Annotated in this window: 16 protein-coding genes and 3 pseudogenes; 10 read left to right on the top strand and 9 right to left on the bottom strand. The window is 70.1% G+C overall.

The features are described 5' to 3' along the window. Window positions 1–54: 54 nt before the first annotated feature. The 3 genes from ACWD2L_RS22075 to ACWD2L_RS22065 are packed head-to-tail and all read left to right on the top strand — an operon-like array spanning window position 55 to window position 2,771. Window positions 55–1,014 carry an ABC transporter substrate-binding protein gene (locus ACWD2L_RS22075; protein ID WP_351342147.1) on the top strand — a complete coding sequence of 320 codons (960 nt, stop codon included), beginning with the start codon at window positions 55–57 and terminating at the stop codon, window positions 1,012–1,014. Between the two features lie 42 nt (window positions 1,015–1,056). Beyond that, window positions 1,057–2,004 (top strand): amino acid ABC transporter permease, encoded by a 948-nt coding sequence (locus tag ACWD2L_RS22070; protein ID WP_351342149.1) that lies wholly within the window; start codon window positions 1,057–1,059, stop codon window positions 2,002–2,004. 14 nt (window positions 2,005–2,018) lie between these two features. Continuing rightward, on the top strand, window positions 2,019–2,771 hold the full coding sequence (locus ACWD2L_RS22065) for an amino acid ABC transporter ATP-binding protein (RefSeq protein ID WP_351342183.1): 753 nt from the start codon (window positions 2,019–2,021) through the stop codon (window positions 2,769–2,771). Window positions 2,772–2,904: 133 nt separating this feature from the next. Here ACWD2L_RS22065 and ACWD2L_RS22060 read toward each other — a convergent pair whose 3' ends face one another. Continuing rightward, window positions 2,905–3,675, bottom strand: a complete 771-nt coding sequence (locus ACWD2L_RS22060) for a class I SAM-dependent methyltransferase (protein WP_351342150.1) — start codon at window positions 3,673–3,675, stop codon at window positions 2,905–2,907. Window positions 3,676–3,769: 94 nt separating this feature from the next. Between ACWD2L_RS22060 and ACWD2L_RS22055 the strand changes: the two genes are divergently transcribed. Further along, window positions 3,770–4,399: a CGNR zinc finger domain-containing protein gene (locus ACWD2L_RS22055; protein ID WP_351342152.1), complete on the top strand. Its 630-nt coding sequence runs from the start codon at window positions 3,770–3,772 to the stop codon at window positions 4,397–4,399. Here ACWD2L_RS22055 and sodX read toward each other — a convergent pair. Beyond that, window positions 4,303–4,746 carry a nickel-type superoxide dismutase maturation protease gene (sodX, locus tag ACWD2L_RS22050; RefSeq protein WP_351342154.1) on the bottom strand — a complete coding sequence of 148 codons (444 nt, stop codon included), beginning with the start codon at window positions 4,744–4,746 and terminating at the stop codon, window positions 4,303–4,305. The two genes, ACWD2L_RS22055 and sodX, sit on opposite strands and share 97 nt — an antisense overlap. A gap of 191 nt (window positions 4,747–4,937) precedes the next feature. Between sodX and sodN the strand changes: the two genes are divergently transcribed. Then, a complete protein-coding gene (gene sodN, locus ACWD2L_RS22045; protein WP_351342156.1) occupies window positions 4,938–5,333 on the top strand; it encodes a superoxide dismutase, Ni in 396 nt (131 codons plus the stop codon). Between the two features lie 7 nt (window positions 5,334–5,340). On the opposite strand, the pseudogene ACWD2L_RS22040 reads toward sodN, so the two are convergent. Next, window positions 5,341–5,709 (bottom strand): annotated as a pseudogene (locus tag ACWD2L_RS22040) (tyrosine-type recombinase/integrase); the annotation flags it as partial. 322 nt (window positions 5,710–6,031) lie between these two features. Between ACWD2L_RS22040 and ACWD2L_RS22035 the strand changes: the two are divergent. Then, window positions 6,032–6,333 (top strand): annotated as a pseudogene (locus tag ACWD2L_RS22035) (hypothetical protein); the annotation flags it as partial. 2 nt (window positions 6,334–6,335) lie between these two features. On the opposite strand, the gene ACWD2L_RS22030 reads toward ACWD2L_RS22035, so the two are convergent. From ACWD2L_RS22030 to ACWD2L_RS22020, 3 genes are read right to left on the bottom strand one after another with little or no spacing between them, the layout of a single operon-like run. Continuing rightward, window positions 6,336–7,022 carry a response regulator transcription factor gene (locus tag ACWD2L_RS22030; RefSeq protein WP_351342158.1) on the bottom strand — a complete coding sequence of 229 codons (687 nt, stop codon included), beginning with the start codon at window positions 7,020–7,022 and terminating at the stop codon, window positions 6,336–6,338. Next, a complete protein-coding gene (locus ACWD2L_RS22025) occupies window positions 7,019–8,179 on the bottom strand; it encodes a sensor histidine kinase (RefSeq protein ID WP_351342160.1) in 1,161 nt (386 codons plus the stop codon). The genes ACWD2L_RS22030 and ACWD2L_RS22025 overlap by 4 nt, the downstream gene beginning before the upstream one ends. A gap of 27 nt (window positions 8,180–8,206) precedes the next feature. Beyond that, on the bottom strand, window positions 8,207–8,995 hold the full coding sequence (locus ACWD2L_RS22020; protein WP_351342162.1) for a hypothetical protein: 789 nt from the start codon (window positions 8,993–8,995) through the stop codon (window positions 8,207–8,209). 822 nt (window positions 8,996–9,817) lie between these two features. Between ACWD2L_RS22020 and ACWD2L_RS22015 the strand changes: the two are divergent. Further along, window positions 9,818–10,177, top strand: a pseudogene (locus ACWD2L_RS22015) (hypothetical protein); the annotation flags it as partial. Between the two features lie 66 nt (window positions 10,178–10,243). Further along, entirely contained in the window at window positions 10,244–11,128 is an 885-nt protein-coding gene (locus ACWD2L_RS22010; protein WP_351342164.1) for an NAD(P)-dependent oxidoreductase, read from the top strand. Between the two features lie 357 nt (window positions 11,129–11,485). On the opposite strand, the gene ACWD2L_RS22005 is transcribed toward ACWD2L_RS22010, so the two are convergent. The 3 genes from ACWD2L_RS22005 to ACWD2L_RS21995 all read right to left on the bottom strand — a co-directional run bounded on the left by ACWD2L_RS22005 (window position 11,486) and on the right by ACWD2L_RS21995 (window position 14,983). Then, window positions 11,486–12,085: a GNAT family N-acetyltransferase gene (locus ACWD2L_RS22005; RefSeq protein WP_351342166.1), complete on the bottom strand. Its 600-nt coding sequence runs from the start codon at window positions 12,083–12,085 to the stop codon at window positions 11,486–11,488. 260 nt (window positions 12,086–12,345) lie between these two features. Continuing rightward, complete coding sequence (locus tag ACWD2L_RS22000) at window positions 12,346–13,464, bottom strand: family 2 encapsulin nanocompartment cargo protein polyprenyl transferase (RefSeq protein ID WP_451190598.1); 1,119 nt, start codon at window positions 13,462–13,464, stop codon at window positions 12,346–12,348. A gap of 112 nt (window positions 13,465–13,576) precedes the next feature. Then, a complete protein-coding gene (locus ACWD2L_RS21995) occupies window positions 13,577–14,983 on the bottom strand; it encodes a family 2B encapsulin nanocompartment shell protein (protein WP_351342168.1) in 1,407 nt (468 codons plus the stop codon). A gap of 220 nt (window positions 14,984–15,203) precedes the next feature. On the opposite strand from ACWD2L_RS21995, the gene ACWD2L_RS21990 reads away from it, so the two are divergent. Together ACWD2L_RS21990 and ACWD2L_RS21985 are read left to right on the top strand one after the other, a co-directional pair. Further along, a complete protein-coding gene (locus ACWD2L_RS21990) occupies window positions 15,204–15,437 on the top strand; it encodes a hypothetical protein (RefSeq protein ID WP_351342170.1) in 234 nt (77 codons plus the stop codon). 175 nt (window positions 15,438–15,612) lie between these two features. Beyond that, the gene (locus ACWD2L_RS21985; protein ID WP_351342172.1) at window positions 15,613–16,203 is read left to right on the top strand and encodes an N-acetylmuramoyl-L-alanine amidase; all 591 of its coding nucleotides are present in this window, start codon (window positions 15,613–15,615) and stop codon (window positions 16,201–16,203) included. Window positions 16,204–16,211 lie beyond the last annotated feature (8 nt).

Here is a 16,211-nt window from a genome sequence, read left to right as displayed (position 1 = left end):
TGTGCCAAGGCGACCAGCACGGGCAACTCCCACACCCCGCCGGAGGAACCAACCATGACCGCAAGCACCACTCAGCGCACGACCGCGAAGTCCGCGAAGTCCCGGATAGCCGCGGTCGGCGCGATCGCGGTCGCCGGCGCTCTGCTGCTGACCGGCTGCGGTGACCAGACGAAGTCCGACGACAGCACCAAGTCGGGCGCCAAGTCCGCGCCGCTGGCGGACAAGCTGCCGAAGGAGATCCGCGACAAGGGCGTCATCCGGGTCGGCTCCGACATCGCGTACGCGCCCGTCGAGTTCAAGGACAAGTCGGGCAAGGCGATCGGCATCGACCCCGACCTCGCGAAGGCGATGGGCAAGCAGCTCGGCGTGAAGTTCGAGTTCCAGAACGCCACGTTCGACACCCTGGTCACGGGCCTGAAGTCGAACCGCTACGACCTCGCCATGTCGGCCATGACCGACACCAAGGACCGTCAGAACGGCGTCGACTCCGACACCGGCAAGAAGGTCGGCGACGGCGTCGACTTCGTCGACTACTTCAACGCGGGCGTCTCGATCTACACCCCGAAGGGCAAGACCCAGTCCATCAAGACCTGGGACGACCTCTGCGGCAAGAAGATCGTCGTGCAGCGCGGCACGGTCTCCCACGACCTCGCCAAGTCGCAGGCCAAGAAGTGCCCCTCCGGCAAGAAGCTCGGCATCCAGGCCTTCGACGACGACCAACAGGCCCAGACCCGGCTGCGCTCCGGCGGCGCCGACGCCGGCTCCTCCGACTTCCCGGTCGCCGCGTACGCGGTGAAGACCTCGGGCGGCGGCAAGGACTTCCAGCTGGTCGGCGACCAGGTCGAGGCCGCCCCGTACGGCATCGCGGTCTCCAAGGACCAGAAGCAGCTGCGTGACGCGATCAAGGCCGCCCTTGACGCGACCATCAAGAACGGCGAGTACGACAAGGTCATCGCCAAGTGGGGCGTCGAGGCGGGTGCCATGAAGTCGGCGACCCTCAACGGCGGCAAGTGACCGCGCAGCGCGCACTGTTGAAGTCGTTGAAAGGCAACATCCGTGTCTGTTGACATAGACAAGACGGGCGGCGGCCCCCAGAACACGCCGCCGCCCGCGGCCGGGCCTGCCGCCATCAAGGCGATCCCGGTGCGGCATTACGGGCGGTATCTCTCGGCGGTCATCGCCATCGCCCTGCTGGCCCTGATCGTGTACGCGTTCGCACAGGGCAAGATCAACTGGGGTGCCATCCCCGACTACTTCTTCGACGACCGGATCGTCACCGGCGCCGGGAAGACGCTGCTCCTGACGGTCATCTCGATGGTGATCGGCATCGTCGGCGGCATCGTGCTCGCCGTCATGCGCCTGTCGAAGAACCCGGTGACCAGCTCCATCGCCTGGTTCTACATCTGGTTCTTCCGCGGCACCCCGGTCCTGGTCCAGCTGTTCGTCTGGTTCAACCTGGGCCTGGTATTCGAGTACATCAACCTCGGGCCGATCTACAAGGACTACTGGTCGTCCTTCATGACGCCGTTCCTGACGGCGCTGCTCGGCTTCGGTCTCAACGAGGCCGCGTACATGGCTGAGATCTGCCGCGCCGGCCTGCAGTCGGTCGACGAGGGGCAGACGGAGGCCTCGCACGCGCTCGGCATGAGCCACGCGAAGACGCTGCGCCGGGTGATCATCCCGCAGGCGATGCGCGTGATCGTGCCGCCCACGGGCAACGAGGTCATCAACATGCTGAAGACGACCTCGCTGGTGTCCGCCGTGCAGTTCCCCGATCTGTTCCGGGCCGCACAGGACATCGGCCAGCAGTCCGGATCGCCGGTCGAGATGTACTTCCTGGCCGCCGCCTGGTACCTGGTCATGACGTCGATCCTCAGCATCGGCCAGTACTACATCGAGCGCCACTACGCCCGCGGCACCAGCCGCCAACTGTCGGCCACGCCCTGGCAGAAGGTGCGCGGCAGTCTGTTCTCCCTGGGCCGCCCGAACGGAGGCATGGCATGACCGAGCAGCACGCCATGGTCAAGGCCGAACAGGTCCACAAGTCCTTCGGTCACCTGGAGGTCCTCAAGGGCATCGACCTCGAGGTCAAGCAGGGCGAGGTCTTCTGCCTCGTCGGCCCCTCCGGCTCCGGTAAGTCGACGTTCCTGCGCTGCATCAACCACCTGGAGAAGGTCAACGCCGGCCGGCTCTACGTAGACGGCCACCTGGTCGGCTACCGCCAGCAGGGCGACAAGCTGTACGAACTGCGGGACCGGGAAGTCGCCCTGCAGCGCCGCGACATCGGAATGGTGTTCCAGCGCTTCAACCTGTTCCCGCACATGACGGCTCTTGAGAACGTCATGGAGGCGCCGGTCCAGGTCAAGAAGCAGTCGAGGTCCGACGCGCGCAAGCGGGCCCAGGAGCTGCTCGACCGCGTCGGCCTCTCCGACAAGTCGGGCAGTTACCCCTCGCAGCTCTCCGGCGGCCAGCAGCAGCGCGTCGCGATCGCCCGTGCGCTCGCGATGGACCCGAAGCTGATGCTGTTCGACGAGCCGACGTCCGCGCTCGACCCCGAGCTGGTCGGCGAGGTCCTCGACGTCATGCGCGACCTCGCGGAGTCCGGCATGACGATGATCGTCGTCACGCACGAGATGGGCTTCGCCCGCGAGGTCGGCGACAGCCTCGTCTTCATGGACGACGGCGTCGTCGTCGAATCCGGCGCCCCCCGCGAGGTCCTCACCAACCCCCAACAGGAACGCACCCAATCGTTCCTGTCGAAGGTCCTGTAGGCATTTAGAGCCCCTGCGGCGATTGAGCAGGCCTTTCAAGCCCAACAACTGCGCACCATTCAAGCCCCTGCGGCGATTGAGCAGCGGGGTCCGGGGCAGAGCCCCGCGACCTCGCCGCCGTCGCCGCGGGGGCTTACTTCACGGCGAGCACCATCGAGTCCGACGGCGAGGCCCACACGACCCTCGCCTCCCCGAACCCACCCGCGCGGAGCGCCTCCGCATGCCACACCGCCGACGGCATATCCCCATCCGCATGCTCCCCATAAATCTCGAACCGCTCGGCGGTCGGCCCGGCGAGCACCGGATCCGCGGCGGCGAGCTGCCACCACTCGGCCCAGCCCACCGCCCCGTCCCCCTTGGCGGCGGCCATCCGCTCATGCCGCAGCACCCGCTCCGCCGCATTGATCCGCGGCGTCGCCTGGTCGATCATGTGGTCCGCGTTCATGAAGACGCCGCCGTCGCGGACGAGCCCGGCGACCTGACCGTAGAGCGTCGCGAGGGGTTCGGAGTGCAGCCAGTGCAGGGCAGTGGCGGTGAGCACGGCGTCGTACGTCTCATGAGGCAGCGCCTCGGTCCACCCCGGGTCCTTGAGATCCGCGGTCACGAACGCGACCCGCTCGTCCCCCTCGAAGGTCCCGCGCGCGATGGCGAGCAGCGCGGGGTCGAGGTCGACCCCCACACTCGTGGCATCGGGGAACCGGCTGAGCAGCCGGTCCGTGATGCTCCCCGTACCGCACGCGAGGTCGAGCACCCGGGGCGCGGACCCGACGAACGCCTCGACCATGTCGAGCATCACCCGGAACCGCTCCTCGCGGTCCGGCATGAAGTACTCCTGCTGGCGGTCCCAGCTCTCCTGCCACGCCCGCCAGTCGGTGGTACGAGTGTTGGCAACGGTCTCGGACATGAACCCTCCCGTGATCCCCTGTAATACCCTGAACCCGCGAGCGAGCATTACCCTCGCCCGACACGACGATAGAGCGCACCGGTAAGGACTACAAGTGGAACTGGCCTATTACTCGGACTACGCCGTGCGCCTCGTCAACACCGAGGAGCCTCAGCGCGGCAAGGACTCCCTGACGTCGGTGGAGACGGTGCGCGCCCTCTTCGGCGCCAACAAGGAGGCGGCCCGCCGCGCCACGGACGCCGATCTGACCCGCTTCCGGGGCGTACGGGGCCGGCTGCGCGCGGTGTTCGAGGCGGCCGACGGGGGCGACGAGGAACTCGCGGTGAACCTGCTGAACTCACTGCTTCTGGAGTTCCCGGTGAGCCCGCAGATCTCCGGACACAACCACCGCGACGACGACGGCCGCCCGCTGTGGCACCTGCACCTGTCCGACCACCCGTCGAACGCGACGGCCGGCTACGCCGCCATCGCCGCGATGGGCCTCGCCTTCCACCTCACCGAGTACGGCGTCGACCGCCTCGGCCTGTGCGAGGCGCCGCCCTGCCGCAACGCCTACCTGGACACGTCCACCAACCGCTCCCGGCGCTACTGCTCGGACCGCTGCGCGACCCGCGCGAACGTCGCCGCCTACCGGGCCCGCAAGCGCTTGGAGGCCGACCGGTCGGAGAGCACGGGACGTACCGCGGAGAAGACCCAGGACAGCACCGCCGTCACCGAGCGCTGACCCTCGCCCTCGGCCCACGGCCTGCGGCGCCGCAGCCGGCCGCGCACCTTCGCGAGCACCAGCTCGTCCGGCACCACCCCGTACACCGTGCTGTCGCCCCCGGCGCCCGGGTTGTCGCCGAGCACCCACCAGCCGCCCTCGCGCCGCTCGGCGATCCGCTTCACCACCAGCAGATCCTGCTGGAAGGGGTGGCGCAGGACGATCACGTCGCCCGCCCGCACCCGCGCCCCGTGCTGCACCAGCATCCAGTCACCGGGGTACAGCGTCGGGACCATCGAGGGCCCCTCCACCTCGATGATCTGAAACGGCACCTTCGCCTCGCGCATCTCCTCGATCGCCTCGGGCATCAGAAAACCTCCCCGGTTCCCACCGCTGCTCCCGCCGGCCCGTCGGCCCGGTGCCCTTACGGTCCCATCCTCCACCAGTCCCGGTTCTACCCCGGACTTTTGTCCTAAGCCGCCGGGGGCACCCGAGAAAACCCGTTCCGCACGGAGTAATGTCGCACCCGAGAAGACGATCACGAGGAAGGAACAGCTACATGCTTTCCCGCCTGTTCGCCCCCAAGGTGAAGGCCAGCGCTCACTGCGACCTCCCCTGCGGCGTGTACGACCCCGCCCAGGCCCGCATCGAGGCCGAGTCGGTCAAGGCCGTCCAGGAAAAGATGGCCGGCAACGACGACGCGCAGTTCCAGACGCGTGCCATCGGCATCAAGGAGCAGCGCGCCGAGCTCGCGAAGCACCACGTCTCGGTGCTCTGGAGCGACTACTTCAAGCCGCCGCACTTCGAGAAGTACCCGGAGCTGCACCAGCTGGTCAACGACACCCTCAAGGCCCTCTCGGCCGCCAAGGGCTCGTCGGACCCGGCCACGGGCCAGAAGGCTCTGGACTACATCGCCCAGATCGACAAGATCTTCTGGGAGACCAAGAAGGCCTGATCTTCGATCATGCCGTTTGACCTGCGATTTTCCTTGGTCGTTTGGTCTTCCGGTCCGCACCCGGCCCGCAGGCCGCCGAGAACGGCGTCCATGACGGTCCGGGTGCGGTCTTCTTCACCCGGCCACGGGTGCGCGTAGATCCGCAGTGTGATGACGGCGGACGCGTGACCGAGGACGAGTTGGACCTGCTTGCCGCCGGCCCCGCCCGCGATGGGCGCGGAGGCGTAGAAGTGACGCCATTCGGTCTTCCAGCGACGGTAGTTGAGGGGTTCACCCTCCTCCATCGTGAACAGCCCCTCCTGCGCGGGCCGCGCGGCGAGGTGCGCGTCGGTGACGACATCACCGGCCGGACCGTACGCCGTGACTTGCTGGTCTCCGTCATCGCCGACGACTGGGGCGTCGCAGCCCGCGAAGGTCCCGGTGGTGACCACATGCTGACCCCCACCACCACCCGTGCCGCCGAGCCATACGGCCTGTCCGCCGGAGTGATCGCCTCCCTGGCCACGGCCACCTGGCTCGACACCGCCCCGACCGGCTCCACCGTGTGCTGTCTGCTCCTCCGTACCGCAGCCACCCCGCAGCTCGTACGAGACACCCGAGATCGTCGAGCAGCGCATGCGCACCGTCGCGACCTCACTCGGCCTCGGCCCAGCCACAGCACCACCGCCCGACATCGGACCGCGCCTGCGCCGGCTGAGCCGCACCTCGAACACCTCGCCGCCGGCGACACCATCCGCTTCCGCGTCAAGGGCACCGGCGAGACCTGCGACGTCCGCGTGCTGCGCGGCACTGAGTACAGACCTTCGAAGCTCTCCTCGACGGTGAGGGGCCCGCCCACGTCAACCCCGATGCCACGCGCGACGAGCAGCTCATCAACATCCGCACCATCTACGGCCCGGACAAGGAAGTGCTCGGTGCTCTGGCCATTGAGATCACGCGGCCGCAGGGCGATCAGTTGTCGCCTTGCGGCAGCGGGTGTCGCGACGGTGAGGGCGCGTAAGGTCACGCGCCTCGCCTGCGGTCGCCGACGAGCCCGGTCTCGTAAGCGACGATCACGAGCTGGGCACGATCGCGCGCGCCCAGCTTGGCAAGCAGGCGTCCGATGTGAGTCTTGACCGTGGCCAGGCTCAGATGGAGGTGTTCCGCGATCTCCGCATTGGAGAGTCCGCGCGCGATCAGGCCGAGCACCTCCAACTCACGGTCCGTGATTCCGTCCAGTGAGCGGCTCGGCGGCCGCCCCGGCTCGGGGCGGCGGGCGAACTCCGCGATCAGGCGGCGGGTCACGGAGGGGGCGAGTAGGGATTCACCAGCGGCGATGACGACGATGGCCGTGAGGACCTCGGCAGGCGGGGTGTCTTTCAAGAGGAAACCGGCGGCGCCGGCGCGCAGGGCGGCATAGACGTACTCGTCCAGGTCGAACGTGGTGAGGATGAGGACACGGACGCCGGACAAGTCCGGGTGGGAGCTGATGCGGCGGGTCGCCTCAATGCCGTCCAGTTCCGGCATGCGTACGTCCATCAGCACGACATCCGGTCGTTCGCGGCACGCGATGTCCACGGCTTCCGCACCGGTCGCAGCCTCGTCCACCGTGGTCATGTCGGGTGTGTGGTCGACGAGGGCACGGAAGCTGCCACGCACCATCGCTTGGTCGTCGGCGACCAGTACGCGAATCGGGCCGTCGTCTGTCATGTGCGTCGCTCCCCGTCAGCCGGTAGCCGGACGGATACCGCGAAGCCGCCTTCCGGCCGGGACCCCGCCACGAAGGAGCCCCCGTACATCATCACCCGCTCCCGCATTCCGAGGAGGCCGTGCCCACCCGGCAGAGCGCGGTTGAGTCGAGGGTGATCGGCCGGCGGCCCTTCGTCTGCGACGTCGATGCGGATCTCGTGAGGATCCGCATCGATCGCGACCCGGCAGCGGGTGGGCGCGGCGTGCCGAACAGCGTTGGTGACTGCCTCCTGCACGATGCGGTGGATGGTGAGCTGGGTGCCTGCGGCCAGGGCCTCCGCGCCGCAGACGGTCAAGTCGACCTCCACACCGGCCCGTTGAGCCTCGGCGGCGAGCGCATCGAGGTTGCGCAGGCTCGGGGCCGGGCCCAGGGGGGCGCCGTCAGTGCGCAGGACGCCGAGGGTGTGCCGCATCTCGGCCAGTGCTGACCGGCTTGTCTCCTCGATGACCTTGAGAGCGGCCCGGGCCTCCTGCGGGTCGGTCCGCGCGATGTGTCCGGCAACGCCTGCCTTGACGGCGATGAGGCCGAGGTTGTGCGAGACGATGTCGTGCAGTTCCCGAGCGATGCGCAGGCGTTCCTCGTCCAGGGCCCGCTCCGCTCGGCGCTGCTGCTCTCGTACGGACTCGGCCCGGTGGCCGCGCACGATGAAGCCCGCGCCCGAGGCACCACCGATCACCAGCCACACGAGACCGGCCACTCCGACAGCACCGCGCCAGTCCTCGGCAGGGGTGACCACCGCTTCCCCGAGGCAGACGGCGCCGCCGGCCACCGCCAGGGCGCCTACGAGCGCGGCCACGGATCGGCGGGCGGGCTCTGCCAGGCCGACCAGATAGGTGGCCAGACCGGCCGCGGTGTACGGCTCGCGGGTGATGTCCAACAGCGAGGCGCCGACCAGCGCGGCGAGGACGATTCCCAGGACCGGGAGCGGCCACCGGCGGCGTACGGCGATCGGCAGACCGACCGCGACAGCGATCAGCCAACCGAGCCACGGCGGACCGCTGTACCCGGGCTGGCCGTCGTCGGAGGTCATCCGGGCGAAGCTGACGTACAAGGCGGTGAGGGCCAGTGCAACGGCCAGGTCGAGGACGCAGAGATGGCGACCGCCCGTTGGCTTCATGGCCCGACGGTATCTGTACGGGTCCACTCAACCCGCCTGCCCGAGGAACACCATCAGTGCGAGCATCACCACGGTCAGCGTCACCCAGCTCAGCACCGCCGCTCGGCGCGGGCGGGGGCTCTCCCGCAGCAGCGCGAGGCCGAGTGGCACGAGCCCGGCGCAGAGCCCGGCGAGAGCCACCAGCGACAGCGGGGTGGTGCCCTTGAGGACGCCGAGGGGCAGTGCTGCCGTCAGTCCGAGCGCGCAGGCCCGCACCGGCCCGAGCGTGCGGGTGCGCCAGGCACCCAAGGCAAGGACGATCCAGCCCCCGAGGACGGCGAAGTTCAGCGTGGCGAAGATGTGGAAGGCGCCGTACCCGTCGGAGACCATCTGAGTGGTGGCCGCCGCGCCCTGCGAGCGCACGAGCTGGAACGCCAAGTGGTCCACCCCGGCATGGAAGGCGCGCGCGAACAGGCCGAAGATGACCAAAGCTCCGCCCCACAGTGCCCATCCAGGGCTCCGGGCACCGATCCGGGCGGCGAGGGTGACCACGGCGGGCCACAGGAGCAGGCTGCCCGCTGCGAAGAAGCCGTAGGCGGCGGCCATCATGGTGGGATGCCGTTCGTACGCGGCGAGCTGGTCGGGGTAGAAGAAGTGGAAGGGAGACCGCAACAAAGCGCCGGTCAGCATCAGGAGCGGGCCGAGCACCAGGGCTGCGCCGCCCAACCAGCGCCCAGGGAAGCCACCCGCCTCCAGCCGCTCCACCGGCAGGGCCGTGCGCAGACGGGCGCCCATTGCGGCAGCCGAAGTGGTTGTCGGGACTGTCGGGTTCGTCATGCCTTCGACGATGCCTGGCCGTTCCCTCCAGGGCATCGGACCAGAGCCTGGACCGCCGGGTCAGACCTGGGTATGACGGCCGTAACGGTTCCGCTTGCTCTTGAAGCACCCTCCAGTCCGCACACAGCCCGAAAGACACCCGCCAAAGCCCGTCGCACCCCATCGCCACCAATCACGAAAAGGCCAGGTCAGCACCCCTCAGGTAAGATCCCCGCAGATCACCGACCCGGCCCATTACCAGGAGACCAAGAGGGCCTGACCCAGGCCTTGTTCACATCAACGACCGGCGGGCGGTGCACCCCCGCGGGTCCGTGAACCTGAAGGGGGCCCGTCCGAGCGGGAGCGCCGCTCGGACGGGCCCCCTTCGCATTCGCATCACCATCAGGAGCCCCGCCATCTCTCCGCCCCCGCGTCCACTACGCCACCGATCCCGCGGAGAGCCACAGTGGCCGAACCTTTGCCCAGTTCGCCACCCTCCAGGGTGAAGGTGTAGGGCAACCTCGCTGCAGCCGCACGCAACCACGCTAAAGTCACCTTGTCCGACAGTGGAGTTGCCGGACCTACCGCCGGACGGGCGGGAAGTCAGGCCTGCGGAGGCCGTGTAAGACCGCCCCTTACCGGTCGGCAGTGGCCCATGAAACAGGAACCCAAGGTGGTGCCGCGCAGTCGTGGCGGTACGGACCGCAATCGTCCACATCCACGTGGGCGAGGGCGTCAATGCGACGAGGACATCCACGTCCCGTCCCGGTGCTGCTCCGCGTTCGACCAGGCCCTGCGCCCCGGACGCGGACCCGCTGGGCTTGTGCGCACCCCGACGTCGAGCTTCCGCACGGGGACGGCCTGCTGGTGCGGCCGCGCATCGACTTCCAGTACGAGGTCTCGTTCTACTTCGTCGACGACCAGCAGCTGTACGCCCTGTACGCGCCCGATCCGGCGCGCCGCTGGGAGCTGCGCCCGTACGAACCGACGGCCGCGGACCGCGAGTTCGCCCGCTCCTTCGTCGAGTGGAACACGCTCCCGTACGGCATCCAGCGCGTCGACGCCTGCCGCGCTCCGGACGGCGGGCTGCTCCTCGTGGAACTGGAGGACCTCAACCCGTACCTCTCGCTCGACCTGGTCGACGAGGCGACACGGGAGGCGTTCGTGACCGCGATGGAGGCCTCGGTACGGGCTAGCGTCTGAGGCGGAGTCACCACGGCCACGGAAGACACCCCCATGAAGGGGGTACCTCACCCAGGGAGTCCGCTCATGAGCAGCACTGCCCCGTCCGCCGACCGTCCCATCGTCGCCGTGCTCGGCACCGGGACGATTGGCGCGCCCATGGCCCGGAATCTGGCGCGCGCCGGGTTCACCGTGCGGGCCTGGAACCGGACCCGTGCGAAGGCCGAGCCGCTGGCGGCCGACGGCGTGACGGTCGCGGACAGCGCGGCCGACGCGGTGCGGGACGCCGATGTCGTCGTGACCGTCCTGCCCGACGGGCCGCGCACCCTGGACGTCGTCCGGGAGGCCACGCCGAAGCCCGGCACCGTGTGGGTGCAGTCCGGGACCGTGGGCGAGGGCATCGACGAGCTCGCCGAGTACGCGGTCCGTGCCGGTCTCCTGCTGGTCGACGCGCCCGTTCTGGGGACCCGGCAGCCCGCCGAGCAGGGCACGCTGACCGTGCTCGCGGCCGGCGCCGCGACCACGCGCGAAAGCGTCCAGCCGCTCTTCGACGCCATCGGCTCCCGCACGCTGTGGGTCGGCGACGGCGGGCCGGGCGCCGCCAGCCGCCTCAAGCTCGCCCTCAACTCCTGGGTGATCGCGCTGACCACGGGCGTCGGCGAGGCCCTCGCGCTGGCCCGCGGACTCGGCGTGGACGCGGACGACCTGGTGGAGGCCATCACCGGCGGGCCGCTGGACAACGCGTACTTCCAGAACAAGACCGCGGCGATCCGCAGCGGCGACCTCACCCCGAGCTTCTCCGTGGACAACGCGGCGAAGGACGCGGGCCTGGTGCTTGCCGCGGCCGAGCGCGCGGGCATCCGCGTGGACGCGGTGGCGGCCGCCCGCGACCGCTTCCAGCGCGCGTCCGAGCAGGGACACGGGGACGAGGACATGGCCGCCACCTACTTCGCGAGCTTCCCGGACGCCTAACGGACGGCCACTTATGACGGCCTGTTCATGGCGGCCCGTTCATGGCGGCCTGCTCGCGGTGGCCTGAGACGGTGCCCTGCTCACGGCGCCTGTCTCACGGCAGCCCGCTCGCCGGGGCCTGAGCACGGCGTCCTGCCCACGGCGCCTGTCTCACGGCGGACCACTCACGGCGGCCTGAGCACGGGGGCCTGCTCGCGGTGCCCTGCCCACGGCAGCCCACTCACAGCCGACCACTCACAGCGGCCCGCTCGCGGCACCCTGCCCACGGCAGCCCGCTCGCGATGCCCTGCCCACGACGCCCCACTCACGGAGCCTGTCTCACGGCGCCTGTCTCACAGCAGCCCGCTCGCGGCGGTCTCAACCGGTGGTCGGTTCCCGCCACATGGGCCAGATCGCCGGTCCGCCCGGCAGGTCGATCGCCGTGCCGGTGAAGACGAACCCGAGGCGCTCGTACAGCTCCCGGCTGCGCGGGTTGCTGGCCTCCAGGTAGGCGGGCAGCCCCTCGCGGTCGCAGCGCTCGAGCACCGGCGCCATCAGCGCGGTTCCCAGGCCCTGGCCCTGCCGCCCGGGCACGACGCCGATCATCCACAGATAGGCGTGCGCCCGGCCCACGGGATGCGCCCGCATCGTCCACCGGGCTATCTGCTCCACCCGTACGTTGTCGGGGTCGACGGTCGCCCGCACGTGCGCGGGCACGTCCTCGTCGCCCTCGTCCTGCGGCCCGGCCGGCATGTCGATCCACAGCGCGACGGCCGAACCGTCCTCGGCGAGATCCACATATCCGTCCTCGAACGTCGCATCCGCGAACGCCTTCATGAGCCCGGCGTGCCGCTCCCGCCTGTGCTCCTCACCGGGGAACACCCAGCCACTGACCGGGTCGTCCATGAACGCCTCGTCCAGCAGCCGCACCACGAGCTCCCGGTCCGCGTCCCCCGCACGCCTGATGCCCACTCCCATCCGTCCTGCCCTTCGCTCAACCAGCCTGCCCTGCACAGCCGTTGAACTCTAAGCGATCAACCAACCCCCGCACCGGCCCGCCTTGGGCAATCTGCCTTCCCCAAGCTCTCGAACAAGCTCGAGCAGGGGAGACCCCATCGGGCGGCAGGGTGGGCAAGGCGGCACCCCGGTGCGGGCAGCGCTCTCCCCCAGCCCCACCCCGCCGCCCCCCCCTCAAGCCGGGGCACCGCAACCGATCGCGGCACCCCGGCCGACAGGCCTCAGTACCCGCGGCGCGTGACGAACTCCGCCAGGGACAGCAGGCCGTCCGCCGCCTCCGGCACCGGGACCGCCTGCGACAGCCGGTCCACCGCGCGGGACATGTGGTCCGCGGCCTGCGTCTGCGCCCAGTCCCGGCCACCGGCCCGCTCCACGGCCAGCGCGATCGCCTCCAGTTCCGCCACTCCTTCCTTCTTCCGTCCCGGCGGCCCGTACAACGCCGCCAGTTCGTCCGCCGCCACACCGCCGGAGGCGAGCGCGGCGACCACCGGCAGGGACTTCTTGCGTACGGCCAGGTCCGCACAGGCCGGCTTGCCCGTGCGGGCCGGGTCGCCCCAGATCCCGATCACGTCGTCGATCAGCTGGAACGCGAGGCCCGCACAGCGCCCGAACGCGTCGAGCGCCTCGACCTCCTCCTCACCGGCCCCCGCGTACAGCCCGCCCACCGCGCAGGCGCAACCGAGCAGCGCGCCGGTCTTGGCCTCCGCCATGGCCAGCGTCTCCGGCAGGGACACGTCCGCCGGGTCCCGCCCCTCCAGTGCGACGTCGACGGCCTGGCCCTCGCACAGCTCCACCACACAGGCCGCGAGCCGGGCGGCCGCCGCCGAGGCCGCCGGATTCCCCTCGTCGGCGAGCAGGCGCTGTGCCTGGGCCTGTATCGCGTCGCCCGTGAGGATCGCGGCGGCGTCCCCGAACACCGTCCACGCGGTGGCCCGGTGCCTGCGGGTGGCGTCCCGGTCCATCACGTCGTCGTGCAGCAGCGTGAAGTTGTGGGTCAGCTCCACGGCGGCCGCCGCCCGAACCGCCCGCTCGGGCCGCCCGCCGAGGGCCCGCGCCGCGGCCAGCACGAGGGCGGGCCGCACGGCCTTCCCGGCGCTCCCCGTGGCGGGCGTGCCGTCGGCTTGCTCCCAACCGAAGTGGTAGCGGGCGACGCGGCGCATCGATCCCGGCAGGGCCTCCACCGCCCGCCGCAGCTCGGGGTCGACCGCGACCCTGGCCTGCGCGAGGATCGCCGGTGCCTCCTGCCCCTCGGGCCCCCGCGCCTCGTACCCCTGCGCCGCGGCCGCCCCGGTCGCCTCTGCTGCCACGCGCGTCTGCTCTCTCACGGCCGGCTGTGTCATGGACTCACCCCTGACAGGGCGCGGACGGTGGCGGTTCCGCTGCGGGTGGGCGCGTACCTCCTCGGTGTACCCGCCCGGTCGGGCGGGGACACGGCGAGAAGGGCGCGGCCCGTCACCGCCACCTGCCGACCTCGACGTTCTCCAGCACCCCTAGCGCATCGGGCACCAGGACCGCCGCCGAGTAGTACGTCGTCACCAGGTACGAGATGATCGCCTGCTCGCTGATACCCATGAACCGCACGGACAGGCTCGGTTCGATCTCGTCCGGGATGCCGGACTGGCGCAGCCCGATGACGCCCTGGTCCTCCTCTCCCGTACGCATGCAGATGATGGACGTGGTCCGCGCGTCGGAGACCGGGATCTTGTCGCACGGATAGATCGGCACACCGCGCCAGGTCGGGATTCGGCTCCCGCCGACGTCGATGCTCTCGGGGACCAGGCCCCGCTTGTTGAGCTCGCGGCCGAACGCGGCGATCGCCTTCGGGTGCGCGAGGAACAGCTTGGAGCCGCGCCGCCTGCTGAGCAGTTCGTCCATGTCGTCGGGGCCCGGCGCGCCGTCGTGCGGCTGCAGGCGCTGTTCGTACTCGCAGTTGCTGAGCAGGCCGAACTCCCGGTTGTTGACGAGTTCGTGCTCTTGGCGCTCCTTCAACGCCTCGACCGTGAGCCGGAGCTGGTGCTCCGTCTGGTTCATGGGCTGGTTGTAGAGATCGGCCACGCGCGAGTGGATGCGCAGCACGGTCTGGGCGACGCTCAGTTCGTACTCGCGCGGCGCGGATTCGTAGTCGACGAAGGTCCCGGGCAGGACCGCCTCCCCGACGTGACCGGCCGCGAGGTCGATCTGCTTCTCGCCGTACGCGTTGGCCCGCTGCTCGGGGAGCGAGCGCAACCGCTGGAGGTGGTCGCGCAGCGACCCGGCGCGCTCGGCGATCTGCTCGAAGTCGCCGCGCGGCAGCGTGAGGACGGTGCACGCGGTGGCCGCTCGCGCCGTGTACTCCCAGATGCCCTCCGGGTCGAGCAGCGCCTGGTCGCCGAAGTACGCGCCGTCGGCCAGCACTCCGAGCACCGCGTCGTCCCCGTAGGGCCCTGTGCCGACCTTCTCGACGCGGCCGTGTGCGAGCAGGAACACCTCGTCGGCCCGGCTGCCGAACGAGGCGAGCAGCTCGCCGGCCGCGAACTCCCGCTGGGTGCAGCGCTGGGCGAGCTCGGCAAGCACGCCCTCGTCCTCGAAGCCCCGCAGCGCGGGGAGCTCCCCCAACTCGGCGGGGATGACCCTGACATCGTCCCCCGTCTTCACGAACGTGACGCGTCCGTCTCCGACCGAGTAGCTCAACCGTCGGTTGACCCGGTACGCACCACCCTTCACATCCACCCAGGGCAGTGACCGCAGCAGCCAGCGGGAGCTGATCTCCTGCATCTGCGGTGCGGATTTGGTGGTCGTGGCCAGGTTCCGCGCCGCGGACGTACCCAGACTCTTCTGCGGTCCGGGGGTCTGCTCGCGGACCTCTTCGCCTACCGACATGTGCAATGCCCTCCCGATCATGAACTGACCTGCGCGGACAAGCCTTCAGCACGGAGAGCGATCGCACCATTACACAAATGAGGGGGAATGGATGGCGGGCGGGTGGGGCATTGGGCGGGCACTTTCGCACTCTCCCGGCTCATGCTCCGCCGACGGCCGGAACTCGAAGTTCCCGGCGCACGTTGGTCAGGAAACGGTAAAGACGAGAAGGGTGATCAGCATGGCGGGATTCATGGATCGGGCCAAGGAGCAGGCGCAGCGCGGCCTGACGCAGGGCAAGCAGAAGCTGGACGACGTGCAGGCGCAGCGTGCGGGCGCGGATCTGCTCAAGCGACTGGGCTCGGCGTACTACGCGGAGCGCAAGGGCACCGGCAGCCCGCAGGCCACGCAGCAGGCGCTGCAGGCCCTCGAATCGCACATCGCGGCGAACGGGGACGGGGTTCTGCGCGGCTGAGTGCCCGAGGGTGCTTCTGACGGATCCCGCCGGAGCCGCGAGCCCCGGCCGCCGACGCCGCGAACCTTGTGCACGTTATGCGAACAGTAGGTCGCTGCACGGCAGTTCCGGGTAAAAGCGAACCGTACGAGACGGTGCGCAGTCGGCGGCCGTCGCTCCCGTAAAGGAGGCGGCCGTGGCCCCACCCATGTCCGCAAGCAGCTTCATCAAGGCTCTCAAGGACGAGGGTCTGACGGTGGTCGAAGTCGGCGACTGGCGGCATCACAACCGCAATCACATCGGCGACTGGGGCCCGTTGAACGGGGTGATGATCCACCACACCGCCACCTCCGGCAGCGCCGGCACCGTGCGCGTCTGCCGCGAGGGCCATGCGAACCTGCCGGGGCCGCTGTGCCACGGGGTCATCACGAAGGACGGCCGCGTCCACCTGGTCGGCTACGGCCGGGCGAACCACGCGGGCCTGGGCGACGACGACGTGCTGCGCGCGGTGATCGCGGAGAAGGCCCTGCCGCACGACAACGAGGCGAACACGGACGGCAACAGCCGCTTCTACGGCTTCGAGTGCGAGAACCTCGGCGACGGGGACGACCCGTGGCCCGCCGCCCAGTTGGAGGCCATCGAGAAGGCGGCCGCGGCGATCTGCCGCCACCACGACTGGACCGAGCGCTCGGTCATCGGTCACCTGGAGTGGCAGCCGGGGAAGATCGACCCCAAGGGGTTCACGATGGCGTCGATGCGCAAGCGCATCGGGGACCGGCTCAAGTAGCCGCCGAC

Source organism: Streptomyces sp. NPDC002754 (assembly GCF_053592315.1).
The sequence above is the reverse complement of the archived record's forward strand: the minus strand, read 5'-3'. Positions and strand labels throughout refer to the sequence as shown.